This window comes from Hymenobacter metallicola (genome assembly GCF_004745645.1).
Classification (GTDB): Bacteria; Bacteroidota; Bacteroidia; order Cytophagales; family Hymenobacteraceae; genus Hymenobacter; species Hymenobacter metallicola.
The window spans coordinates 995,507-1,019,274 of record NZ_SRMB01000001.1; the positions used below are offsets into that span (position 1 = coordinate 995,507).

At 58.4% G+C, this 23,768-nt stretch carries 19 protein-coding genes; 7 read left to right on the forward strand and 12 right to left on the reverse strand.

The window, feature by feature from the left end; genetic code table 11:
• Positions 1-222: 222 nt before the first annotated feature.
• Entirely contained in the window at positions 223-1,884 is a 1,662-nt protein-coding gene (locus E5K02_RS04165; RefSeq protein WP_135392361.1) for a hypothetical protein, read from the reverse strand.
• Between the two features lie 284 nt (positions 1,885-2,168).
• Positions 2,169-2,633, reverse strand: a complete 465-nt coding sequence (locus tag E5K02_RS04170; protein WP_135392363.1) for a hypothetical protein — start codon at positions 2,631-2,633, stop codon at positions 2,169-2,171.
• Positions 2,634-3,146: 513 nt separating this feature from the next.
• On the opposite strand from E5K02_RS04170, the gene E5K02_RS04175 reads away from it, so the two are divergent.
• The gene (locus tag E5K02_RS04175) at positions 3,147-3,698 is read left to right on the forward strand and encodes a GNAT family N-acetyltransferase (RefSeq protein WP_135392365.1); all 552 of its coding nucleotides are present in this window, start codon (positions 3,147-3,149) and stop codon (positions 3,696-3,698) included.
• An 88-nt stretch (positions 3,699-3,786) separates the two neighbouring features.
• Here the strand turns inward: E5K02_RS04175 and rplT are convergent, their stop codons facing one another.
• The 7 genes from rplT to E5K02_RS04210 form a co-directional block, all read right to left on the reverse strand.
• Positions 3,787-4,131, reverse strand: a complete 345-nt coding sequence (rplT, locus tag E5K02_RS04180; RefSeq protein WP_100336011.1) for a 50S ribosomal protein L20 — start codon at positions 4,129-4,131, stop codon at positions 3,787-3,789.
• Positions 4,132-4,283: 152 nt separating this feature from the next.
• Positions 4,284-4,478 carry a 50S ribosomal protein L35 gene (gene rpmI, locus E5K02_RS04185; protein ID WP_135392367.1) on the reverse strand — a complete coding sequence of 65 codons (195 nt, stop codon included), beginning with the start codon at positions 4,476-4,478 and terminating at the stop codon, positions 4,284-4,286.
• A gap of 46 nt (positions 4,479-4,524) precedes the next feature.
• The gene (gene infC, locus E5K02_RS04190; RefSeq protein ID WP_135394763.1) at positions 4,525-5,163 is read right to left on the reverse strand and encodes a translation initiation factor IF-3; all 639 of its coding nucleotides are present in this window, start codon (positions 5,161-5,163) and stop codon (positions 4,525-4,527) included.
• Between the two features lie 357 nt (positions 5,164-5,520).
• Complete coding sequence (gene thrS / locus E5K02_RS04195; protein ID WP_135392369.1) at positions 5,521-7,461, reverse strand: threonine--tRNA ligase; 1,941 nt, start codon at positions 7,459-7,461, stop codon at positions 5,521-5,523.
• Between the two features lie 308 nt (positions 7,462-7,769).
• The gene (locus E5K02_RS04200) at positions 7,770-8,894 is read right to left on the reverse strand and encodes a tetratricopeptide repeat protein (RefSeq protein ID WP_135392371.1); all 1,125 of its coding nucleotides are present in this window, start codon (positions 8,892-8,894) and stop codon (positions 7,770-7,772) included.
• Between the two features lie 59 nt (positions 8,895-8,953).
• The gene (locus tag E5K02_RS04205; protein WP_135392373.1) at positions 8,954-9,760 is read right to left on the reverse strand and encodes a tetratricopeptide repeat protein; all 807 of its coding nucleotides are present in this window, start codon (positions 9,758-9,760) and stop codon (positions 8,954-8,956) included.
• Between the two features lie 152 nt (positions 9,761-9,912).
• Complete coding sequence (locus E5K02_RS04210; RefSeq protein ID WP_262709846.1) at positions 9,913-12,645, reverse strand: DNA gyrase/topoisomerase IV subunit A; 2,733 nt, start codon at positions 12,643-12,645, stop codon at positions 9,913-9,915.
• 1,000 nt (positions 12,646-13,645) lie between these two features.
• Here E5K02_RS04210 and E5K02_RS04215 point away from each other — a divergent pair.
• Positions 13,646-14,566, forward strand: a complete 921-nt coding sequence (locus E5K02_RS04215; RefSeq protein ID WP_135392375.1) for a pirin family protein — start codon at positions 13,646-13,648, stop codon at positions 14,564-14,566.
• 104 nt (positions 14,567-14,670) lie between these two features.
• On the opposite strand, the gene E5K02_RS04220 is transcribed toward E5K02_RS04215, so the two are convergent.
• Positions 14,671-14,868 carry a hypothetical protein gene (locus tag E5K02_RS04220; protein WP_135392377.1) on the reverse strand — a complete coding sequence of 66 codons (198 nt, stop codon included), beginning with the start codon at positions 14,866-14,868 and terminating at the stop codon, positions 14,671-14,673.
• A gap of 283 nt (positions 14,869-15,151) precedes the next feature.
• Positions 15,152-17,077: a DNA topoisomerase IV subunit B gene (locus tag E5K02_RS04225; RefSeq protein WP_135392379.1), complete on the reverse strand. Its 1,926-nt coding sequence runs from the start codon at positions 17,075-17,077 to the stop codon at positions 15,152-15,154.
• A 196-nt stretch (positions 17,078-17,273) separates the two neighbouring features.
• Here E5K02_RS04225 and E5K02_RS04230 point away from each other — a divergent pair, with 196 nt between their 5' ends.
• From E5K02_RS04230 to E5K02_RS04250, 5 genes are all read left to right on the forward strand, one after another.
• Positions 17,274-18,467, forward strand: a complete 1,194-nt coding sequence (locus E5K02_RS04230) for an AI-2E family transporter (RefSeq protein WP_135392381.1) — start codon at positions 17,274-17,276, stop codon at positions 18,465-18,467.
• Between the two features lie 211 nt (positions 18,468-18,678).
• The gene (locus tag E5K02_RS04235) at positions 18,679-19,149 is read left to right on the forward strand and encodes a ferritin-like domain-containing protein (protein ID WP_135392383.1); all 471 of its coding nucleotides are present in this window, start codon (positions 18,679-18,681) and stop codon (positions 19,147-19,149) included.
• A 269-nt stretch (positions 19,150-19,418) separates the two neighbouring features.
• Positions 19,419-20,927, forward strand: coding sequence for an exonuclease domain-containing protein (locus E5K02_RS04240; protein ID WP_135392385.1), 1,509 nt, complete (start codon positions 19,419-19,421; stop codon positions 20,925-20,927).
• Positions 20,928-21,083: 156 nt separating this feature from the next.
• Complete coding sequence (locus E5K02_RS04245) at positions 21,084-21,503, forward strand: hypothetical protein (protein WP_135392387.1); 420 nt, start codon at positions 21,084-21,086, stop codon at positions 21,501-21,503.
• Positions 21,504-21,733: 230 nt separating this feature from the next.
• Positions 21,734-22,159 carry a hypothetical protein gene (locus tag E5K02_RS04250; RefSeq protein WP_135392389.1) on the forward strand — a complete coding sequence of 142 codons (426 nt, stop codon included), beginning with the start codon at positions 21,734-21,736 and terminating at the stop codon, positions 22,157-22,159.
• A gap of 7 nt (positions 22,160-22,166) precedes the next feature.
• On the opposite strand, the gene E5K02_RS04255 is transcribed toward E5K02_RS04250, so the two are convergent.
• Positions 22,167-23,762 carry a hypothetical protein gene (locus E5K02_RS04255; protein WP_135392392.1) on the reverse strand — a complete coding sequence of 532 codons (1,596 nt, stop codon included), beginning with the start codon at positions 23,760-23,762 and terminating at the stop codon, positions 22,167-22,169.
• Between the last annotated feature and the right edge of the window lie 6 nt (positions 23,763-23,768).

The following is a 23,768-nucleotide window of genomic DNA, read 5'->3' on the forward strand; positions in this document are numbered from 1 at the left end:
AAATAAATTACACCCCGGATTCACCCAGGGTCATTAGCATGTTATTCCCCGTGGCGTAGTCCTTGTTTTAGTCTAAACGTGGTCCACGCATTTACGTTTGCTCCGTCTGCCATAAATGCAATTATCAAACGTTTACTATCCATATAATATTGATAATATTTAATTAAATGTTACCCGCACGCTTGAGCTTAGTACCCTTGCTGGCATTTGCGAGTGATGCAGTCATGGGGCGGGCACGAGCAAGCTTTTCGCCGTGGGGTCTTCGGCCTGTCCCAACCTCAGGACTAGCGCATCAGCAGGCGTAGCGGCTGTAAAAAAGGCAGGGGTACCACTCAGCACCAGGCGCTGGGCCGCCCGCACCACTGGCCTAGAGCCAGTCCCGGCCGAATAATTCCAGGCGTACTCCCGCACCTGTCGCAGGCCCGTAGTGGCTGGCAACGCGTAGGTCGCAGTAACCGCCTCGCTCTGGTCGGTGGTGGTACGGGCCCAGAGCACGTAAACCACCCGGGGGCCCTGGCTGAAAACCGCCCCTTCGACGGCCGCGGGCAAATGCAGGGCGGCGGTCCGGGCGGCATCGTAGGCCAAGCCCCGCAGTAGGGTGGCCGTCGTGCGTACCCCCTGGCCCAGGGGCGTCAGGCGGGAACTGCCCGGCACTGCCCGCGGCAGGTTCTGGTAAAGGCCCATGAGGTCAAACTCCGTTGGGCCGCCCACAGTCGTACCCGGGGACGGCGCATCGGCTTTTTCTCCCAACTGAAAAAAATGGAGCTGGCGGATACCGTTTTTCTGGGCCAGAATCAGGGCTTTCATCCCAAAATTGCGCTGCATTTCGTCCGAGCTGTAGCGCCACTCCGCCGGCCGCCGACTGATATTGGTTTCCGACACGACGAAGTGCTTGCGCGGGTAGGTTTCCCCGTCGTAGCCGTACTTCTGCAATACGGCCTGCATGGCATTTTTATGCGCCACTACCTGCGCCGCTGCCGCATCGGAGTGCCGACGGTAAGCAAAGCGCCCCGCCTGCCGCCAGTTTCGCTGCCGGAGGTAGTACGAAGGATACACATGGTAGTCGAGCACGTCGAAAAAAGCCCCGCCCGTGGCCGGGTACTCGGCCGTAGCGGCCCCGTCGCGGGGGTTGTCGGTATAGCGCAGCAGGGCGTCCAGGTATTCGGGGTAGCCTAGCCCGCCCGGCGTGACGTAGGCCTGGGGCTGGTACTTTTTCACCACCTCCCAGGTGATGCGCAGCATGCGGATATAGCGGTAAATCGGGGCCCGGGTATTGGGCGTTTCGGCCGGCTCCGGGGCCCGGTCCAGCCACTGCTCGTTGCTGCGGTCCGTCACAAAGTCGGGCTCGTTGACCACCTCCCAGATGCGGACCGTGGAGCCATAGCGCTGCACCAGGCGGTGCATATAGCCGGCGTAGTAGTTGGCCGGGTTAATACGGCCATCCGCCTGCCAAATTGGCTCGTAGAGATTGGCAAACAAGCGGGATGGCTCCTGGCAGCCCGGATACACCACCGGGTCGCGGTGCTCCGGCGCGGGCTCCCCCACAAAGCAAACCAGGTCGCGCATGCCCAGCGAATCGTGGTAGTAGGCAAACGTGGCCTGCCGGGCCCCAAAGCCCCACTGGGTTAAAAACTGCTCCGGCAGCGTCACCCGGATGGTGTTGCTGCCGGCCGCGCGGGCGGCGGCGGCCAGCTGTTCATCCGTCCAGCCCGGCCCGTAGTACCCCAGGTTGCAGCCGTAGCCAAACCCAGCCCCGTAGGGCGCTACAAAGCTCTGGGCCGACTGCGGCAGGGCCCGGGCAGGCCGCGGACGGCGGGCCTCGGTGCAGGCCCCGAGCAGGGGCAGCAGCACCAGCAGCGGCGCCATAGTCGTATAGTTGCGCATGGGCAGTCAGGAATGCGGCCGGTTATTCCAACCAGCGGTGTATACCAAACAGAAGGTACCAGCCCCTGCGCACAGCAGCGCCCGGGCAATTGGGTACGTAGGCAGAACCGCCTAAAGCTACCCAACTTACTCTTGCTTTGTGCTTTAAGCAAAATTATACACTTAAGTACCAGCAGTCGGGCCGGGCCCGGCAGCTGCCATTCCCGCTTGTAGGGCCCAAAAAAGCCCTTCCGGCTACCGCCGAAAGGGCTTTTTGAGCGTGTTACCTCGTTTGCTACGTCTGCTTACCGAACGTTGGTAAACAGTCCGTTGCTGAGCGTGCTCACCGTAGCAGAGTTACTGCGCTTGCCCGCAAACGTACCGGAGTAGCCACTGCTGCTTTTGCTCAGCGTCATCGTCAGCTGGTCGGCATAATAGCTCATTCCGCTCTCGTTCTCCACCCGCAGGTTCAAGGCCCGATACTCCGCATCGGCCGTGCCGGTGGGCTTGGTAAAGATGGCCTCCACGAATTCATTGTCTTTGCCGTTGGGCTGGCTCACCATAATAATGGTCAGCCTGTCATCCCCGCCGCTGGTGCCAAACTGCACGTTGGTCGAGGCAGCCGCTTTGGTGGTCCTGCCGTCGAGGGTGTAGCTGGCCGTGCTGCCCCCAGCGGGAGCCGGCGAGGACTCGTTCTTATCCGCGCAGGAAGTGGCCAGCCCTGCTAGTCCAGCCGCCCACAACATGAGCAGCCCAATTTGCTTTTTCATCCGGTAAAGATACCCTGCCCGACCGGGTTCACCGATTTATGCCCGGCAAATGCTTAGCTAAACAGGGCAATAAACCCCCGATTAGGATTGCCCGGACCTTTGTAGCGCTTGTAGTTAGGTCGGTGAATGTAGCGGCCCGACCGAGTCTTGTCTTTGGGAACCCGCTTGAAGAGCGGATAGCTCGCCGAAGAAGTCGCGCCAGAAGTCGTTGTCTCAGCCGCCGCCGAAACTTGGACAACAGTACCTAGAATAAGCCAGAAGGTGAAAAGTAGTTTTTTGTACATAATAAGTTTGTTAGAAGCTCAGAGTGTAGACAAAAATAACTTCTAAGCACCTATTCAGCAATACAATACATTATTTAATTGTATTATTTACAGCAAAGATAAAATAAGTACAAACAGAATTTTATATAATAATTCCAATAAACAACTTTCCCCCACTATCAACCTATGTGCACTGTTCTTGACTAATAAAGCCGAATTCCGCTTATTCAGCCCGTCACTACCCTTTTCTATGCTCAGCTTATACCCCCTGACGGCCCCGATTCCTGTTCTATCCACCGCCCGACTCGTGTTGCGGGAGCACCGTTTTGCGGATCTGGCCGCTTTTACCGCCATTTTTCAAAAACCCGAGTTCTATGCCTTCCTCGGTGGTCAGCCGCTACCCGAAGAAGAGGTCTGGACAAAGGTTCTGCGCAACAACGGCCATTGGTCCTTACTGGGCTTTGGCTACTGGGCCGTGGAGGAAACCGCTACCGGCCGCTACATCGGGGCGGTCGGCTTTGCCGACTGGCGGCGCGATATGGCGCCCAGTCTAAAAGGAGAACCAGAAATTGGCTGGGTACTCGACCCGGCTATTCATGGGCTAGGCTACGCTACAGAGGCAGTACAGGCGGCCCTGGCCTGGGGACAGGAGCATTTCTCCTGCTCCCGTACCGTCTGTATCATCGACCCCGACAACACGGCTTCCCTGCGAGTAGCTGCCAAGCACGGCTACCAGCCGGTAGCGGAAACTATCTACAAAGAGAAGCCCATCATTGTGTTGGCCCGGCCCCAACAGCGCTAAGGTGCCCGGGCAAACAAAAAGCCCTCAACCAGTATTGGTTGAGGGCTTTTGCAGTGAATAACCAACCTGGTAAACCAGGCGGGGTTACTTACTTAATCTTGTCCACAATGCCCTTGAAAGCGGCGGGGTGGTTGAGGGCGAGGTCGGCCAGAACCTTGCGGTTCAGCTCGATGCCAGCCTTCTTCAGGCCACCCATCAACTGCGAATACGACAGACCATGCTCGCGGGCACCAGCGTTGATACGCTGAATCCAGAGGGCGCGGAACTCGCGCTTCTTGGTTTTCCGGTCGCGGTACGCGTAGAGAAGACCTTTCTCAACGGCGTTCTTGGCGACGGTCCATACGTTCTTGCGACGGCCGAAATAGCCTTTCGCCAGACGCATTACTTTCTTACGGCGGTGGCGCGAGGCCACGTGGTTTACACTTCTTGGCATAACCTACTTTGTTTTTGGCGGCCGGTGACTATTCAAGTGAAGTCTTCGAAACCGGACGCCGGGTTGAAAATTGGTGATTCGTTTTTGGTTGTTCGTTTTTGGTTTTAGCTCAGGAAAGAGTTTAAAATCAAAAACCGGTAACTAAAAACAAATCAGATAACCAGCATGTCCTTCACGCGGTTCATGTCCGCGGAGCTAACCAAGGTCACGTGCGTCAGATTACGCTTCTGCTTGGTCGACTTCTTGGTCAGGATGTGGCTTTTGAAGGCGTGCTTCCGCTTCACCTTGCCCGAGCCGGTGAGCGAGAAACGCTTCTTAGCACCGGATTTCGTCTTTACTTTCGGCATTGTGGTATGAATTGAGAAAAAAGAAAAAGCAGTTTAAGGCGCAAGCCTACTCCTGAGCTTCCTTGGGCTGCGCTTCTCGCGGTGCCGGAGCTCCGTCTTTTGCGGCCGGGGCAGCGGGCTTGGGCTTGGCAGCCGTGGGCGCTACTTTGGGAGCCAGATACAGGAACATGCGTTTGCCTTCGAGCTTGGGCAGCTGCTCAACCTTGGCAAGGTCTTCCAGCGCCTGGGCAAATTTGAGCAACAGAATCTCGCCGCGCTCCTTAAACACGATAGAACGCCCTACAAAGTGGACGTACGCCTTGATTTTGGCGCCTTCCTTGAGGAATTCCTGGGCGTGCTTAAGTTTGAAGGCGAAGTCGTGGTCGTCGGTGTTGGGGCCGAAACGAATTTCTTTCAACACTACTTTCGTAGCCTTGGCCTTCATTTCGCGGGTGCGCTTCTTCTGCTCGTACTTAAATTTCGAGTAGTCGATAACGCGGCACACCGGGGGAACAGCCGTGGGCGAAATCTCGACCAGGTCGAGGTTCTGCTCCTGGGCCATCCGACGGGCCTGCTCAATTGAATAAATGCCTTGCTCGACGTTTTCGCCGACCAGGCGTACTTCCCGAGCCGTAATCTTCTGATTGATTTTGAACGGCTCCTCGACCTGAGCGCGGGGAATGTAGCGGCGGTTTGGGGTTGCTATGGGTTGGTCCTCCTTCTGAAAGGTGAGCTGATTAACTTTTTGGCTGTTGAACTCAACCATTGCCGGAGCATTGTGGGTTCAATCAGCGGGCGAATATCCGGCTTTTTTTCCAAACGCTCAAAAAAGGCTATATAAAATTGCCTCCCGAGTACTAAAACAGACCTTGGCATCAAGCGGCACGACCTCGAGTTGGCTTCCTTGCGAGGACGCCGGACGAAGCCATCCGTCCGCTGGAATATGCTAAGTTTCTTTCGGTGAAAAGCCCCTTACTACTGGCGTGTAGCAAGGGGCTTTCTGAGTAAAGGTTATTCGTACTGCGCGGAGGCCGCACGGCTTCGCCCGCAGTAACCACGCGAATTACACCGCCGTCATTTCGGCTACTTGCTCCTGAAAGCTGCGGATGAAGGACTCCAAGGGCACGCTGCCGATGTCGCCTTCGCCGTGCTTGCGCACCGAGACGATACCATTTTCCTGCTCCTTCTCCCCGACAATCAGCATGTACGGAACCTTGGAAATTTCCGCATCCCGGATTTTGCGGCCGATTTTCTCGTCGCGGTTGTCCAGGGAGCCGCGCAGTTCGGCCTGCACCAGCTTGTCATACACCTGCTGGGCGTAGTCCTGGTACTTCTCCGAAATGGGCAACACCGCAAACTGTTCGGGCGAGAGCCAGAGCGGGAAGTTGCCGGCGCAGTGCTCGATGAGCACGGCCACGAAGCGCTCTAGGGAGCCAAACGGGGCGCGGTGCAGCATCACGGGGCGCTGGCGCGAGTTGTCGGGGGCTACGTATTCCAGCTCGAACCGCTCGGGCAAGTTGTAGTCGACCTGAATGGTGCCGAGCTGCCACTTGCGGCCCAGGGCGTCGCGCACCATGAAGTCGAGCTTGGGACCGTAGAAGGCCGCTTCGCCCAGCTCGGTTACCGTGGGCAGCCCCTTCTCGGCGGCGGCTTCCTGTATGGCCGTTTCGGCCAAGTGCCAGTTCTCGTCGGAGCCGATGTACTTGGCTTTGTTTTCCGGGTCGCGCAGGGAAATCTGAGCGGTATAATCTTCAAAACCCAAAGACCGGAACACATAGAGTACCAAGTCAATAACTTTGATAAACTCTTCCTTTACTTGATCCGGACGGCAGAAGATGTGGGCGTCGTCCTGGGTAAAGCCGCGCACCCGCGTCAGGCCGTGCAGCTCCCCGCTTTGCTCGTAGCGGTACACCGTGCCGAACTCGGCGAGGCGAATCGGCAGGTCGCGGTACGAGCGGGGCTTGGTCTTGTAAATCTCGCAGTGGTGGGGGCAGTTCATCGGCTTAAGGAAGAACTCCTCACCCGGGTTGGGCGTCTTGATGGGCTGAAACGAGTCGGCGCCGTACTTCTCGTAGTGGCCGCTGGTCACGTAGAGCTCCTTGGAGCCGATGTGGGGCGTCACCACGGGCAGGTAGCCCGACTTGATCTGGGCCTTGCGCATGAACTGCTCGAGCCGCTCGCGCAGGGCCGTGCCCTTGGGCAGCCACAGCGGCAGGCCCGCACCTACTTTCTCCGAAAAAGCAAACAGCTCCAGCTCCTTGCCCAGCTTGCGGTGGTCCCGGCGCTTAGCTTCCTCCAGCTTCTCGAGGTACTCGGTGAGCTCCTTGGCCTTGGGGAAGGTGATGCCGTAGATGCGGGTGAGCTGCTTGTTCTTCTCGTCGCCACGCCAGTAGGCCCCGGCCACGTTGAGCAGCTTCACGGCCTTAATGGGCGAGGTATCGGGAATGTGGGGCCCACGGCAGAGGTCGGTGAAGTCGCCCTGCTGGTAGAAGGTGATGCTGCCATCGTCGAGGCGCTCCAGCAGGTCGAGCTTGTAGGGGTCGGCCTTTTCGGTGAAGTAGGCAATGGCATCGGCCTTGCTCACCTCGCGACGCTCGTAGCGGCTCTTGTTCTTGGCCAGCTCCAGCATTTTCTTTTCGATTTCGGGGAAGTTGTCCGTCGAAATCGTGCGGCCTTCGCCCAGGTCGATGTCGTAGTAGAAGCCGTTTTCGATGCTGGGGCCAATGCCGAGCTTCACGCCGGGGTACAGGGCCTCGAGGGCTTCGGCCAGCAAGTGAGCCGAGGAGTGCCAGAACGTGGACTTGCCGTCGGTATCGTTCCAGGTCAGGATTTCGAGCTTGGCACTGTGGTCGATGGGACGGTTCAGGTCGCGAACCTCCCCGTTTACGCGGACGGCCAGGGCGTTGCGGGCCAGCCCTTCGCTGATGCTGGCGGCCACGTCGTAGCCGGTGGCGCCGGCTTCAAACTGGCGGACCGAGCCGTCGGGAAGCGTGATGTCAATCATGAGTGGGAAATAAAGTAGCTATACAAACAGCGTTAGCCCGCAAGTTAGCAGCTTAAGGCGGTTTTTAGCGGCCAAGTATAGAATTGGTCCTATAGGAATCAGGATTTTGTATCTGACCACCACAGCAACCAACAGTATCCGGGGCCGCACGAAGAGCCAAAAAGCAGCCTTACCGGAAGCAACACCATGCTGCTTTCCGGTTAAGAGCCAACGGGCAAGCGCCCGGCTTTTATAGCCGCACCTCTCTTCCGGAACCTGGAGCCTGGTTTGGCTTAGCCAGTGCAAGCCGGCAGGCTATTTTGCCCGCCCTAATTAATTACCGACGGCTTGAAGCGCTGCACTAGGGGCGCAATGGGCTCGGCAGATCGACGGCGATACAGGGTATCTCCACGCAGCTGCCGAACCTTTTCACCCGCCTTCCACACCTTGTAGGTCCAGTGCCGGTTGCCGGGGTTTTCAGCTACCAGCAGGCGGTACTGCCCCAAAGCCTCGGCATTACGGCCCAGGCTTTCGTAGCTCTCGGCCAGCATTTGCCGGGCATTGGGCAGGCGCGGGGCCCGGCGCACGGCCCGCTGCAGGTGCGGAATGGCCGTGGCATACTGGCGCTGCTTGAAGGCAGCCAGGCCCAGGCGGTAATCGGCGCGGTACAGGGTTGTATCGAGGCTGATGGCGCGGGAGTAGCACCGCAGGGCACTGTCGGGCTGACTTTGCAGCTCAAACTGCCGGCCGTGGTCGTACCAGAGCAAGCCATAGCGGGGAGCCAGCTTCAGCCCCCGTTTGGTGTAGACCACCGCCTCGGCGGGCAGGCGGTAAGCATTCGACAGAAAGGCGAGTTGGTGCAGGGTTTCCGGCTGCCGGGGGTCGCGGGCAATACTGGCGCGCAAAAACTGCAGCGCCTGTACGGTATCGGCCAGGGAAATGTAGGCCACTCCCTTATAAAACAGGGCGCCGGCGTGGTCGGGCTCCTGCTGCAGGGTGCGGTCCAGCTGGTCGATGGCATCCTGGTAGTGACGGGCCGCCAGGTGGGTCTCTCCTACCAGCAAGTTGAGCTCGGGGGAAGAAAAACCCCGGCGGGAAGCTTCCCGGGCCGCCTCCAGCGTCGCCTGCAAGCGGCCCTGGGCGCGCAGGGCCCGGGCTTTGGTAAAGTAAAACTCCCCCGGCGCGTCGTCGAGGTCAATGGCCTTGTTGATATCGGCCAGGGCCGCTGCTACTTGGCCGGCATCGAGGCGAAAAGCCGCCCGACGGGCATACAGGGAAGCATTGCGGGGCTGGCGGACAATAGCGCCTTCCAGCTCCTGCGCCTGTAGCTGCGGACCGCTTTGTACCGTGGCCAAGTTCACCATCGTTTCCGTCCGGCTGGCCGGGGCGCTTTCGCAGGCCCCCAGCAGCCCGGCACCCACGCTGATACCCAGAAAAAAACGAAGAAGGCTCACGGCAGATAGCGGGTAGGAAAGCACTGGGCAAAGATACGCGGCGGCGGGCAACCCGCGCCCTACAGCGTCTTTTTAACCTTATGGTGGAGCTGTTTGAGCATTTTCTTATTCAGCTGAATCAGCATGGCCCGGCAGCGCCGACTCATTTCCAGCTCCTCACTGGTTAGAGGCGTCAACTGCGCTGCTTCCTGCAGGACGTTGCTGGCGCGGGTGCGCTGGCCCTGGTTGAGGTGCACCCGCGCCAGGTCATAGCAGAACTGTATTTTCTTAGGCTCCAGCTCGTGGGCCTTCATCAGGGCCTCAATGGCCTTGGGCGTGCTGGCACTGCCGGGCATACCGCCCAGAAACACTTGGCTGTAAAACTTCTCCAGGGGGTTGTAGTGGTCCACGCGGTAGTGCCAGCGCCCCAGGAGCTGCCAGGCGTCGGCCCATTTTGGCGCCTTTTCCACGGCCTTGAAGACGTAAGGCTTCATTTCCTTGTAGGCCACTAGGCGGCCCCGGGCGCTGAGTAAGGTGGCCTGATTCACCAAGGCCAAGGCTTCGGCATAGTTCGACTCGGCTGCTTCTGGTTTTACGACCAGGGAGCGGGTTGAATACAGGCGAGCGGCGGCAAAATACGCGGCCTTCCGGGTTTCGTCGGTGTAGCGCGTGCCGATGCGGACACTCAGAACCGACGCCTGCCACAGGGCCTCGTAGTGGCCGGGGGCCTGCTTGAGCACCTGTTCGTACTTGGCCAGGGCCTCCGATTCTTTGTACTGCTGCTGCAACCCCCGGGCTTCGGCCAGCAGCTTGCTGACATCGGGGGCACTGGGTTGGCCATAGACGTCAACAGACAGCCCGGCTCCTGCTATAAGCAGGAAAAGCAACAGGCATTTTCTAGCCCAATAACCCAGATGAACAGGAAGTAGCAATGGTGCAACGAACAACGGCAGCCCAGGCGAGCGGACTGCCGAATTTGGTTTTGTTTCGCAAGAACACAAAAAAGCTACCCCAGCTTCGCAACTGGGGTAGCTTTTGTTTAAAACAAGCCGAGTTGAGCTTTGGGCCGCCGCAGAATGGCCTGGGCCCGCTCGACGTCTTCACTGGTTACGTCTACTGGGCCCGACATTTCGGGCAGCGGGCCACTTTCTTCGCTTCCCCCGGAGGTTGGACGAGGAATTGTGGCCGGCCCTTTTTTCTTGGCTACCTGCCGCCGTTCCGGCTCGGGGCCTTCGTCGGTGGTGAGGGTCACGGCGTGAATCTTGAAGTAGTTGAGCTTGTTGCCCATAGCCTTCCAGCCTTTCACGTCGATAAACTCGTGCAGGTGGAGCTTCTCGGTTTCCTTGTCGGCCTTTTTGTCGCGCTGCAGCTTGATTTCCACCTGGGGTTCGCCAAAGCAGGTGGCGCAGAGCAGCTTGGAGCCTTTGGTTTCAGAAATAAAGACGAAGCGCTTCTCCAGGGTGCTGGTTTCAATCCGGAACCGCTTGATATAGTGCGTCTTGGTTTCGCCCTCGGCATACACGGCACTGAGCACGGTGTCGGGCTCGAGCTTGCGCAGCAGCACGATGTTGGGCACATCAAAGTGGTGGGCCGGGTCGGGCGACTTGAGCTCGTAGCTACCATCCTTGTAGACCACCAGCACCGTGTTATCGGTGTCGAAAGTACCCAGGTAGCGGCCGTGGCCAGCGGTGTTGAGGCGACCCACCACCGCGTCGAAGAAGACCTCCCGGCCGCCCAGGGTGGAGTCGCCGAGGCTTTTCTGGGTGATTTTCTTGATGGGCTGCTTGGTGACGATGTTGCCCATGGAGCCCTTGCCCTTAATGGCCAGCTCGGCAAAGTCGAAGTCGAACTGCTTCACGCGGGCCGGGGCTTTATCCGAGAGCTGCACGCTCACGATTTCCGACTCCGAGTTGGGGTTGGCCGTTAGGTAAAGCGTCTTGGTGCCCTTGGTGCCCTTGGTCAGGTCGTAGGTTTTGTCGCGGGTAATGCCCGTGACCAGGAAGCGCTTGGCGAAGCTGATGCCCGAGGCCCCGTCCAGATAAATCATGTTGTAGACCAGCCGGTCGTCGTTCTTGTTGTAGACGCCCACATGCAGGATGTCCTTGCCCACGAAGGTTTTCTCGGCAATCTTGGTGACGGTGAACGTGCCGTCGCGCTTGATGGCGATGATGTCGTCGAGGTCGGAGCAGTCGCAGACAAACTCGTCTTTCTTAAGGCCGTAGCCCACGAAGCCGTCCTGGCGGTTGACGTAGAGCTTCTGGTTGGCCACGGCCACTTTCTGAGCCGTTACCACGTCGAAGGTGCGCAGCTGAGTTTTCCGCTCCCGGCCGGCGCCGTACTTTTTCAGGAGGCCCTCGAAGTAGGCAATGGCGTAGCGGGTGAGGTTAGCCAGGTTGTCGGCCACCTCGGCCAGCTCGGCTTCCAGCTTCTGGATGTACTCATCGGCCTTGAAGCCGTCGTACTTGGAGATGCGCTTGATGCGGATTTCGGTCAGGCGGGTCAGGTCGTCCTCGGTGATGGGGCGGCGCAGCACGATGCGCTGGTCGTCGGCCTTGGCCTTGGAGCCTTCCACGCGCACAAACTTGCTCAGGCCCTTCTCAATGGTATCGAGAATATCCTGCCAGGTTTCGCACTCCTCGATTTTGCGGTAGATGCGGTTTTCAATGAAAATCTTCTCCAGCGAAGCCGAATGCCACTTTTCCTGGAGCTCATCCTGGCGGATTTCCAGCTCCCGCTCCAGCAGGCGCACCGTTTTCTGGGTGCTCAGGCGCAGCATGTCCTCCACGCCCACAAACCGCGGCTTCTCCTCGATAATCACGCAGGTGTTGGGTGAAATCGAAATTTCGCAGTCGGTAAAAGCGTACAGGGCGTCCATCGTCAGGTCGGGACTCACGCCGGTGGGCAGGTGCACCTGGATTTCTACCTCGGCAGCCGTGTTGTCGACTACCTTCTTGATCTTGATTTTGTTGGCTTCCGAGGCCTTCACGATGCTTTCCATCAGCGCCGTGGTGGTGGTGCCGTAGGGAATGTCGCGGATGACGAGCATGGTCTTGTCGACCTTCTCGATGGTGGCGCGCAGGCGGATTTTGGCCCCGCGCAAGCCGCCGTTGTAGTTGGTCACGTCGCAGAGGCCGCCGGTGGGAAAGTCCGGGAACAGCTGAATGTCCCGGCCCCGGAGCACGTCGATGCTGGCCTTGCACAACTCGCGGAAGTTGTGGGGCATGATCTTGGTGCTCAGGCCCACGGCAATGCCTTCCACGCCCTGGGCCAGTAGCAAGGGAAATTTCACCGGCAGCGTGGTGGGTTCGCGCTTGCGGCCGTCGTAGCTCATCTGCCACTCGGTGATGTCGGGGTTGAAGACCACATCGAGGGCAAACTTGCTCAGGCGGGCTTCGATATAACGCGGGGCAGCCGCCCCGTCGCCGGTGCGGATGTCGCCCCAGTTGCCCTGGGTTTCGATCAGCAGATCCTTCTGGCCCAGGTTCACCATGGCGTCGCCGATGCTGGCGTCGCCGTGGGGGTGGTACTGCATGGTCTGGCCAATGACGTTGGCCACTTTGTTGAAGCGGCCGTCGTCCATTTCCTTCATGGCGTGCAGAATGCGGCGCTGCACGGGCTTGAGGCCGTCTTCGATGGCGGGCACGGCCCGCTCCAGGATTACGTAGGAGGCGTAGTCCAGAAACCAGTTCTGGTACATGCCGGCCACGGTAGCCACGTCGTGAATAGTTTCGCCGGGGGCAAACTTGGGCTCCTCCTCAGTTTCCTCGGTCACCGGAACCGGCTGGGTGATGGCCTCCACGTCGGCCGACGACTCGGCCAGCAGCAGCTCGCCGGTTTCGCTAACGACAAATTCGGGAGCTTCCTCGCCAGCGGCATCGGCATCCTGGGGCGTGGCAGACCCAAACTCGAAGGAGTCGCCGGCGCCAAACAGGTTGGGCTGCTCTTCGGAATTAGGATCTTGGGGGTTCTTCTCTTCTGACACGGTAGGGTGTGGCGCTTGCCACGCTTTATGTTCTTGTACCTCTCTCCCGGCCGCAAAACCGAAAGGCTTTTCACGTAACAAACCCGCCCGAAAAAGGGTGCGGGCACTTAAACTGCAGGACTTAACTCATGGCGACAGGGTAAAAGCTACGAAGAAAACAGCAGCGCCCGGGCCGCCACGACGGAACCTGGGAATATCAAAAGTACCGCTAGCTACGCAGAACGCAACATTTCTAATGCAAAGCAGAGCCATAAAGTTCCTAATTTTATTAGCCAGGCGCAAGCCATGCCGGAAGTTTTTCTCGTAACAAACAACCCCCTTTGGTCGATACACTGTCTTTTCCCCGGCCTACTACTCCCAAAAACATTAGCATTGCTAAAAACCTATGTCCTGCTGTAGTCTGCGCACGGTGCAGCAATTAGGTGCAAGGCAGCAGCTTTCCGCGCAAGGGCCTCAATACCATTTTATGCATCGGCTACCAGTTACTTATCGGGTAGCCGTATTTAAAGAGTACTAGACGGATGAACCAGTAGGAAGTGCCGTTTTGGGTGCCCGCCTAGGCCCCCATCAGAAACGCAGGAGTCGACAATGGGGCAGACGTGTAGAGTACCTGAACTGATTTGTGCGGACTCCGCAGGAATAGCGCACGGGTGGTTTATCCACGCAATAGAGCCAGTACTCATAACCCAGCCGGTACTTCTCCATAGGAAATGCGCCGGAAACTCCGAACCTTGAAGCGCCCCGGGTTCTTTGCGTTCCGCGGCCTGCCACCTTTATAGCCCCAACATCTATGCTCGACTTAGTCATCAATGCCCGCCAAGCGGCCATCAGCGCCGGTTTCGATGTAAAGCGGATTCTACCCTTCCGGGAGCGGCGCATGGTGGGTCCTTTCATCTTCATGGACCACGCCGGCCCGGTGAGCGTACCAGCCGCTCAGCTGCAAAGCCTCGACGTATTGCCCCACCCCCACATTGGCCTGAGCACGGTCAGCTACCTGTTCGGGGGGCAGGTAATGCACCGCGACAGTCTGGGTGTGGAGCAGATCATCCGGCCGGGTGAGGTCAACTGGATGACGGCGGGCAGCGGCATTGCCCACTCTGAGCGGTTTGAGGACCCGGCCACGCTGGCCGGGGGGCAGCTGGAAATGATTCAGACCTGGGTGGCCCTGCCCGAGGCCGACGAGGAAACCGCCCCGAGCTTTACCAACTACCAGCCCCACGAGCTGCCCATCTTCACCGAGCCCGGCGTGTGGATGCGCCTGATTGCCGGCGACGCTTACGGCCTGCGCAACGAGGTGCGGACCCACTCCCCCCTGTTTTATCTGCACGTGGTGCTACAGCCCGGCACTCGTTTCGGCCTGCCCCAGGGCCATCAGGAGCGCGGGGCGTACGTGGCCAAAGGCCAGATTGAAGTAGCGGGGCATTTCTATTCGGCTGGGCAGTTGCTGGTCTTCACTCCGGGCCAGGACCCGGTACTCATTGCCCGCGAAACCACCACGCTCATGCTGCTGGGCGGCGAGCAGCTGGGGCCGCGCTTTATCTGGTGGAACTTCGTGTCCTCGCGCAAGGAGCGTATCGGGCAGGCCAAGGCCGACTGGGCCGCGGGCCGCATTGCCCTGCCCCCCACCGACAACCACGAGTTCATTCCTCTGCCCCAGGATAAGTCGCGCCCGGCCTCCTCGGCTTCGGCCGCGCCCGAGCCCCTGTCGTAACCAGCTGGTTTCCGGGGTATCGGCGCGGGTGGGCTAACAAATAACCGGCCGCTTTCAGCTTCCTGAAAGCGGCCGGCAAAAGGCGAGGTGTGGCGGCTGAGGAATCAACCCAGTCCGAAGAAGAAGGAGGTTGGCCGGTGGCCCTGCGCATTCTGCGCTTTAAGGTGGCGGCTAGTTACCAGCAAACCCAGCAATACTAGCAGCAGGAGCCAGCCCATGCCCCGCTGCCGCCAGGGCGAAACATTCGAAGTGTCGGAGTGCCGGGAAGCTCCCGAGCCATAAGAAGGTAGTGATGATGCCATAGGTGTGTTAGAAAAGAGCGAGACCCCGCACTGAGCAGGAGGTACTACAAAGATCGGCGTTGGCTTTATACGGCGGTATCGCATAAAGATGTACCTTATTCGGTCCAACCCCGGGAAATTGGCGTTGAACCCCTCCTTTTATAAGGATAAAACTTCCCAGCAAAAACTCCCACCCGATTCTTCGTGCGCGAGGTCAGGCATCCCGCTTGGTAGTGACCTTCAAGCAAACCGCCCCCGTACCAAGCGGCACGGGGGCGGTTTGAGGGTTAGAGCAGAGTGGCTCCTAGGCAAAGGCCAGATCTTCCTCGGCTACCTCGCTCACGGGCAGTACGTCGGACGTCACCAGGTCTTTCTCCAGGCGCAGGTTATCGATGATAAATTCCTGGCGGGCGGGCGTATTCTTGCCCATGTAGTAGGTCAACACCTGCTGAATCGAGCGGTCCGACTGCAGGATGACGGGCTCCAGCTTGATATTGTCGCCGATAAATTTGCCGAACTCGTCGGGGCTGATTTCGCCTAGGCCCTTGAAGCGGGTAATTTCGGGGTTGCGGCCCAGCTTGCGCATAGCCTCCTGCTTTTCCTGCTCGTTGTAGCAATAAATGGTGGTCTTCTTGTTGCGCACCCGGAACAGCGGAGTTTCCAGAATAAACACGTGGCCGTTGCGCACGAGGTCGGGAAAGAACTGCAAAAAGAAGGTTAGCAGCAGCAGGCGAATATGCATGCCGTCCACGTCGGCGTCGGTGGCAATGACGACGCGGTTGTAGCGCAGCCCCTCGATGCCCTCTTCAATGTTGAGGGCGTGCTGCAACAGGTTGAGCTCCTCGTTTTCGTAAACGATTTTCTTCTTGAGCCCGAAGCAGTTCAAGGGCTTGCCGCGCAAGGAGAATACGGCTTCCGTCTCCACATTGCGGCTCTTGGTGATGGAGCCCGAAGCAGAGTCGCCCTCGGTAATGAAGAGCGTGGTCAGGGCCTCACTTTCCTGCTTGCCTTCGCCGAGGTGGAAGCGGCAGTCGCGCAGCTTGCGGTTGTGGAGGTTGGCTTTTTTGGCACGCTGGTTGGCCAGCTTTTTCACGCCCGCCATGTCCTTACGCTCCCGCTCGCTCTGCTCAATACGCTTTTTAAGGGCTTCGGCCACCGCCGGGTTCTTGTGCAGGTAGTTATCGAGGTGCTCCTTAAGGAAATCCAGGATATAGCCGCGTACGGTGGGCCCGTCCTCGCCCATGTTGATGGAGCCCAGCTTGGTTTTGGTCTGCGACTCAAATACGGGCTCCTGCACTCGCACCGAAATGGCGGCCACGATGCTGGCCCGGATATCGGCCGCGTCGTACTCCTTCTTGTAGTGTTCCCGCACGGTCTTGACCACCGCCTCGCGGAAGGCCGCCAGGTGGGTACCGCCCTGGGTGGTGTACTGGCCGTTCACGAACGAGTAATATTCCTCGCCGTAATCGTTGCCGTGGGTCATGGCTACCTCAATATCGGGGCCTTTGAGGTGAATGATGGGGTAGCGAACCGTCTCCGCGTCGGCCTTGCGGGACAGCAGGTCGAGCAGGCCGTTTTCGGAGTAATACTTCTGGCCGTTGAAGTTGATAGTCAGCCCCGCGTTGAGGTAGACGTAGTTCCAGATCTGGTTTTCGAGGTACTCCGGGATGAAGCGGTAGTTCTTGAAAATCGTGTCGTCGGGCTGAAACACCATCAGCGTACCGTTGCGCTGGCTGGTTTTCACCGGCTTAGGGTCCTGCTTAAGGATGCCACGCTCAAATTCGGCCGATTTCATCTGTCCTTCCCGCACGCTCTGCACCAGGAAGTAATTGCTGAGCGCGTTAACCGCTTTGGTACCGACCCCGTTTAAGCCTACAGACTTCTGGAAGACTTTCGAGTCATATTTACCGCCCGTATTAATCTTACTGACCACATCCACCACCTTACCCAGCGGAATGCCCCGGCCGTAGTCGCGCACCTGCACGCGGCTGTCCGAAATCTTGATGTCGATGGTGCGGCCGTGGCCCATCACGTGCTCGTCAATGGAGTTATCAATAACTTCCTTCACCAACACATAAATCCCGTCGTCGTAAGCAGAACCGTCGCCGAGCTTGCCGATATACATGCCGGGCCGCAACCGGATATGCTCGCGCCAATCCAGGGAGCGGATGCTGTCCTCGGTGTAGCCGTGGTCGGGAGTTGCAGCGATGGGTAGTTCTTCGTCAGCCATTGTACTTTTCACAAATCAAATTCGAGGTAAAATAACGCAGAAAATTGAGGTTTTCCGCGTCTTGTTTTCGCTACTCAAGTTAGTAAAAACGTTCTTCACAACCTAAATCACTTAGGTAAGGTTCACCCAAAAAGGGATTAAAACCCCCATAAACCGTCCTTTTTCGCTCTCCCGCCCTTCCAATTTAATTAGCAATATGCTCCCTCCCGTTACCCAACATCATTTGCCGCCTTCCGGTCATAAACCCCAGCCCGAGGTGAAGCAGCGCCCGATTGTGCAGTTTACTTTCGTGCTGCTGGCCGGGGTGCTGCTGGTCTACTCGCTCCGGATGCTCGACGACGTGCTGCTGCCCCTGGCCTTTGCCGGCGTATTTACCCTGCTGCTGCTGCCCATCTGCCGGTGGCTGGAAGCCAAGGGCTTGGGCCGAATCTGGGCCATTATTCTGTGCCTGCTGCTGCTGATCGTGATTTTTGCCGGCATTGTGCTGGCCTTTGGCTCCCAGCTTACTCAGTTCAAAGACGAGATACCCAAGCTGCAAACCAAGACCATGGAGTTCTTCAACCAAGCCCAGGAGTGGGCCCACCAGCGCTTCGGCTACAAGCCCATGAGCATTGAAGAAGTAAAGGAATCCACGGTCAAGGCGCTGAAAAAGTCGGGCGGTACTTACCTGGGTACGACCCTGAATGTGACAACCAACGCCTTGGGCAACCTGGCGCAGGTCCTGATTTACATCTTCTGCTTGCTGCTCTACCGGGACCACCTGCGCCAGTTCATGTTCCGCTTCGTGACTCCCGATAAGCGCACCAACGTGCTGCACACCGTCGACAACATTCAGACCGTGGTACAAGCCTATATTTCGGGTCTGCTCAAGGTTATCGTCATTGTGGCCGTGCTCAATGGCATTGGGCTGGTGGTGCTGGGCGTCAAGTTTGCCATCTTCTTTGCCATCTTCGCCTCGGTGCTGGCCGTCATTCCCTACATCGGAATTATGATTGGGGCCACGATTCCGGCCATTATCACGCTGGTCGAAACCGGCTCCCCCCTGCACGCGGCCGGCGTGATTGGCGTGTTCGTGTTCGTGCAATTTCTGGAAGGCAACTTCATTACGCCCATGATTACGGGCTCCCAGGTCAGCATCAACCCGCTGGCGGCCATCCTGGCCCTGATCCTGGGCAATGAGCTGTGGGGCACGCCGGGCATGATTCTGAGTATCCCGATTATGGCCGTCATCAAAGTGGTGCTCGACGCCAGCAAGGTTACTGAACCTTGGGGCTTTCTGCTCGGCGACACGGCCGAGGGCGAGGACTCCACCAAGCCCGACAAGGACAAACCCAATCAGCTCAGTTGGTGGGACCGGCTGCTGGGGCGCAAAACCAAGCCAGCCAACTAGCTAGCCGCGGCCGGTTGGCCGTTTTTTTACCCTCGTCGTGACAAAACGGCGAGGGTATTTTTTATCCAACCTTCTGTTGCATACTCTCATAACCCAAATTTTATATCCTGGACAAAGCAACCCTACTGTTCGGTTGCAGGTATAAAAGCCCAGTCAACCACAGTGCGTTGATGTTCTGAACTCTTACTTCCACCTAAAATTTTCTTGTCTTATGGCAACTATCACCTCGGAAACCGCCCGTGCTTATAACGACCTCGTAGAAATTAACAAGACGGCCGCTAAGGGATACCAAGAAGCCGCTGAAGGCGTGAGCAGCCCCGATCTGAAGTCGAAGCTGAGCGAGCTAAGCCAGCAGCGGGCCCAGTTTGTGTCGCAGCTGACGCAGCAGGCCCAACAAATTGGCATCAACCCCCAGGACGGCAATACGCTGGAAGGCGTGGTGGCCGATGCCGCCGCCGCCGTGCACCGCGGCTGGATCAATATTAAATCGGCTATTACCGGCCAGGACGACTCGGCCATCCTGGGCGAGTGCGAAACCGGCGACGCCACGGCCCTGACGGCCTACGAAACGGCGCTGAAGTCGCAGGAAATTCCGGCCCAAGCCCGTACCGTCATTGAGCAGCAGCACAGCGAAATTCTGTCGGCCAAAAACTGGGTAACCCAGCAGAAAGGCCGCCGTTAGGCTTGCTTAGCGTATCCTAAGTAAAAAAGCCCGACCTTCTGGTCGGGCTTTTTTCGTGCCTTTCTGCCTGTGGGCTATCCGGCCCTGTTGGGCTCGTCCCTTTCTTTATTGAGCAATAGAACGGCAGCAGAGCTAGAAGAATGTGTAGCTGAACCGTAGTTTTCTCCTGCTTCCCACCTCAGGCAAACTTCCCGGTGTGCAACCTTCGTAGGTGTTATCTTTGTTACCAATCCTATTAGCACTTTCTTTTACCTGAATCCGCGCCGCTTTTGTACGCCATCATTGACCTTGAAACTACCGGGGGGCAGCCTACCCAGGACCGCATCACGGAAATAGCTATTTTTATACACGACGGCGACAAGGTCGTGGATCAATACAGCACGCTCATCAATCCGGGGCGGCCTATCCCCTTTTTCATCACCCAGCTTACCGGTATCACCGATGATATGGTGCGCGACGCGCCCAAGTTTCACGAGGTGGCCCGCAAAGTGGTGGAGCTAACGGAGGGTTGCGTTTTTGTAGCGCACAATGTGCGTTTCGACTATTCCTTCCTGAAAAAGGAGTTTGCGGACCTAGGCTATAACTACTCGCGCAAGACCCTGTGCACCGTGCGCCTGAGCCGCTCCCTGATTCCGGGCCAGCCCAGCTACAGCCTGGGGAAGCTCTGCCAGAACATCGGGATTCCGCTGGAGGGCCGCCACCGCGCCGCCGGCGACGCGGCCGCCACGGCTATTCTCTTCGACCGCCTGCTCAAAATAAGCCAGCAGGAGGAGGCCCTGCGCAACCCAACTATCTCGGCGGCCGATACCCTGGCTACCGTCGATGCCCTGGCCCCAACGGGCCGTCCGAAGAAGGCTCCGGCCGGCGCCGGCGCAGCCCCGCCCAAGCAGCCCAGCCCCCGGCGCGTGGCGGCCGTGCAGGAAGCTATTCGCACGGCGTTGCTGCCGCCCAATATCACGCCCGAAAAAGTGGCTTCCCTGCCGCAGGAAGCGGGCGTGTACTATTTTCACAACGAGCAGGGCGAGGTCATTTACGTTGGGAAGAGCATCAACATCTACAAGCGGATTCAGCAGCACTTTGCCGTCGATTACAAGTCGCGCAAGTCGCTGGAATTCAAGAACAGTATCTCCGACATTACCTGGGAGCTGACTGGCTCGGAGCTGGTGGCTCTGCTGTACGAGTCGGCGGAAATTAAGCGGATGAAGCCCCTCTACAACCGGGCCCAGCGCCGCTCGGTGTTTCCGGCCGGTATCTTTCTGCGCACCGACGAAAACGGCTACAAGCGCCTCTACTACGGCAAGGCCGACGACCACGCCGAGTCCCATCCCCTTATTGCCTTGGGCAACCAGTACAAGGCCAAGGGGTTTCTGTTTCATAAGGTAGCCAAGTTCAACCTGTGCCAGAAGCTGTGTGACTTGTATAAAACCAACGGCTCTTGTTTTGACTACCAGGTACACCGCTGCAAGGGTGCGTGCCTGGGCCTGGAACCCGCCGAAGAGTACAACAAGCGCGTGGAGGAAGCCATAGAAAGCTTTACCTACGAGCACGGCTCCTTCGTCATTATCGGCCAGGGGCGCCGGGCCGACGAAAAAACCATTGTCGTGGTTGAGAATGGCCGCTACCTGGGATTTGGCTACGTTGATACTGATTTCTCGGCCCGCAAGCTCAACGATTTCAAAGAAGTCATTACCCGCTATAACGACAACAAGGATGTGCAACAGATCATCCGCCAGTACCTGCGCACCAAGCACAAAGACAAAGTGAAGATATTCAAATAGCTACAGCGACTTTTTTCTTCATCCCGACCCTCACCGGCCGGGATTTTTATTGGAGGCTACTTGGACCTTTTGCTGTCGGGCTTACTTAATTATACCCCTTTTACTATATTCATTGCGCCATCCTCTGCCTTTCTCTCCCAGTAAAGTATTGACGCTATGCAAACCCTGCTAAACGTTTCCTACCTGCGAATCTACCACGATGGTTTTGCGCACTCCCTCGAGCTGGAATGGCTGAATTTTGCCACCAGCGCCGAGTTGCGCACCGGCCTGGACATGGGCTTGCAACTCGCCGAGCAGTACCACGTCCGGGCTTGGATCGGGAATCTCAGGCACATGCACCTCATCCGGCCGCTGGACCAGAAATGGATCAATACCGACTGGTTTCCCCGCTTTGCCCTGCTGGATATTCTGCACATGGCCGTTGTAGAATCCGAAGATGTGCTGAACCGACAGGGCGTGACCCACATCATGCACAACGCCCACGGCCTGGCCCCGCTGAGCACGGCTTATTTCAGCAATATTCAGGATGCCCGGCACTGGGTCCGGACCGCCGCCTACGCCTTTCAACCCCACTAACCGATAAGCAGTTACCTCTACTCAAATCCTACCTATCACTCCCGGGGCCCGGAGTGCAGCCCTTGTGTGCCCAGCTTACTTGCTACGGAGGCTAAATTAAGTACGCAAAATTAAAATTCAGAGAGTACCAACAAGCTCGGCAATTCCTTGTATACTGGCACTCTGCCCCACTCCGCCACACCATTGCTATTGGCTTCTTCCTGTTAGTATTGCTTTAGCTCTGTTGTATAATGGCTGATTTAGTTTATCCGTCCAACGCGTCGTTGTACTACCACAATGAGCTGGCTACCGTGGTCGAACACGGTGACGGCTACGCCCGCATCGACTGGAACCCGGTGCCCATTCGCAGCAGCTCGTTGCGGGCCGTGTACGAGCAGGTACTGCAGCTACTGCGCACCCGCGGGCTGTCCAAGGTATTGACCGATCATCAGATGATGCCCCCGATTCAGCCCAGCGACCAAGAGTGGCTTAGCCACAACTGGGCCCCGCGGGCCGTGCAGCAGGCCGGTTACCGCTTTTGTGCCATTGTGCAGGCCTACGACGTCCTCAGTCAGCTCTCCACGCAGAATATAGTACGGCAGCTCGAATCGGTGCCGCTGATGATACGCTACTTTGAAGACAATGAGTCGGCGGAGAAATGGCTACTCAATTTTTAAGTTTCTGCTAGAACAGCCGGTGCCGCAGCAGCCAACCCGCCGCATCAAACTCGGTGGCCGCGGGCACGTAGCTTTCTACCTTCACGGGCTTCGCTACTTTGATGGTATTCCCGTCGCCACTGTCGTACACCATTACGTTGGCCGCTTTGCCCGCTACCGATGTCGGGCTCATTAGCTCCACTACATCCTGCCCCGCCCCGTCGTAGATACCGACTTCGAAGCGGTGGTCGGGCAGGCCGCGCAACTCAAACGAGTCGTTGCCACCCAGACCAAATACTTTGATAGACCGGGTTTGTCGGTAATCGAAGGTGCGCCGCCCGGTCAGGCTGTCGGGGCGCCCGGCGGCTAGACTGTACACGCTCACGCGCAGCTGGCCCGGCCCCGTGGGCTCCAGCACGAAGCGCTCGGACTGGTCGGTACCCGGAATTTCAACTTCGCGGGCCAACAACTCATAGAAGCGGGCGGCCACGGCCGGGAGCTGGGCGCGCCGCCCCCGCAGATTTTCGTCGAACTCGGCCCCGGCTTCGGCATACACTTCCTTGGGCCAGAGAGCCAAGGCTCCGCGAATAACGTCGTCGGACAAGCTGCGCTGCATCGAATCGGCGACTTGCTGGAAGTCCTGGGCCGTGAGATACACCAGCAACGACTTGTCCATGGGGCGGGCGGCCCGGTTGAGCCCTTCCACGTCGCCAAGACGGATTTTCTGGTGAAAGCTCTGGTAGTTTGACTTCACCCAGCCGATGATGTGCGTGAATACGCCGTCGTCGAATTTGAAGAAGGCGTGGTCCCGGTCGCGGGGAATGGCGCGGTAGACTGTGGCCCCGCCGCTGGCCGGAAAGCTGGCCCAGCGCCACTGGTCTTCCCGCCGGCTCCAGTCGCCGAGCCACATGTCGAACAGGCGGGCCCGTAGGTACCAGCGGGCATCAATGCGGTGCTTGGGGTTATACACCAGGTTGGTGAAAACCTTACGGGAGCTTTCGACCTTGGCCGAGCGGCCGAAGCTGCTCACAGCGCGCTGGTCGCCTTCCGGGCGCTCTTCAAACAGGTACAGCGCATTGGCAAAACTTTCGCGAAACGGGCCCAGGGCCGGGTCATCGGCCACGTACACCAGGCGCGGGTTGGTGTGGTATACCCCCGCGGCGGCGGCCAAAGGCGGCACGATGTAGGCACCGTAGGGGTTGATAACGCTGGTTTGGTCTTTCATGAGCCGCCCAATTGGTCCATCCCGCAAGGATTCGGGCAGGGCCTTGGTGGCGTCCTTGTCTACGGACCGGAGCACGTACTGGGCGCCGTTACGGTCCAGCAAGCGCAGGTTGCGGGTTTGAAAGCTGCCTCCTTCCTGAATAGGGGTTAGGCCGCCGGGGACGGCCGTGCGCAGGTTAAACACGGGCGCCGTTACGGGCGTCGCCCACACCTGCCGGTAATGCTTACCCCAGAAAAACCGGTGAATAGGTCCTCGTAAATACTGGGTGCCGGCCGCTACGTGCACCGTGGAGTCGGGACCGATGATTGGAGGCGTGACCACCGGCGCAGCCGGCGCCGAACAGGCACTGAGCAGCAAGCAACTGGCCAGGGTGCCGCCCAGGACAGTCGGGCTCCTCACGAATAG

What these genes read in the sequence shown, in the direction of transcription:
- E5K02_RS04165 (WP_135392361.1), bottom strand. Translation starts at nt 1,884, where the DNA reads ATGCGCAACTATACGACTATGGCGCCGCTGCTGGTGCTGCTGCCCCTG.
- E5K02_RS04170 (WP_135392363.1), bottom strand. Translation starts at nt 2,633, where the DNA reads ATGAAAAAGCAAATTGGGCTGCTCATGTTGTGGGCGGCTGGACTAGCA.
- E5K02_RS04175 (WP_135392365.1), top strand. Translation starts at nt 3,147, where the DNA reads ATGCTCAGCTTATACCCCCTGACGGCCCCGATTCCTGTTCTATCCACC.
- rplT (WP_100336011.1), bottom strand. Translation starts at nt 4,131, where the DNA reads ATGCCAAGAAGTGTAAACCACGTGGCCTCGCGCCACCGCCGTAAGAAA.
- rpmI (WP_135392367.1), bottom strand. Translation starts at nt 4,478, where the DNA reads ATGCCGAAAGTAAAGACGAAATCCGGTGCTAAGAAGCGTTTCTCGCTC.
- thrS (WP_135392369.1), bottom strand. Translation starts at nt 7,461, where the DNA reads ATGATTGACATCACGCTTCCCGACGGCTCGGTCCGCCAGTTTGAAGCC.
- E5K02_RS04215 (WP_135392375.1), top strand. Translation starts at nt 13,646, where the DNA reads ATGCTCGACTTAGTCATCAATGCCCGCCAAGCGGCCATCAGCGCCGGT.
- E5K02_RS04220 (WP_135392377.1), bottom strand. Translation starts at nt 14,868, where the DNA reads ATGGCATCATCACTACCTTCTTATGGCTCGGGAGCTTCCCGGCACTCC.
- E5K02_RS04225 (WP_135392379.1), bottom strand. Translation starts at nt 17,077, where the DNA reads ATGGCTGACGAAGAACTACCCATCGCTGCAACTCCCGACCACGGCTAC.
- E5K02_RS04230 (WP_135392381.1), top strand. Translation starts at nt 17,274, where the DNA reads ATGCTCCCTCCCGTTACCCAACATCATTTGCCGCCTTCCGGTCATAAA.
- E5K02_RS04235 (WP_135392383.1), top strand. Translation starts at nt 18,679, where the DNA reads ATGGCAACTATCACCTCGGAAACCGCCCGTGCTTATAACGACCTCGTA.
- E5K02_RS04245 (WP_135392387.1), top strand. Translation starts at nt 21,084, where the DNA reads ATGCAAACCCTGCTAAACGTTTCCTACCTGCGAATCTACCACGATGGT.
- E5K02_RS04250 (WP_135392389.1), top strand. Translation starts at nt 21,734, where the DNA reads ATGGCTGATTTAGTTTATCCGTCCAACGCGTCGTTGTACTACCACAAT.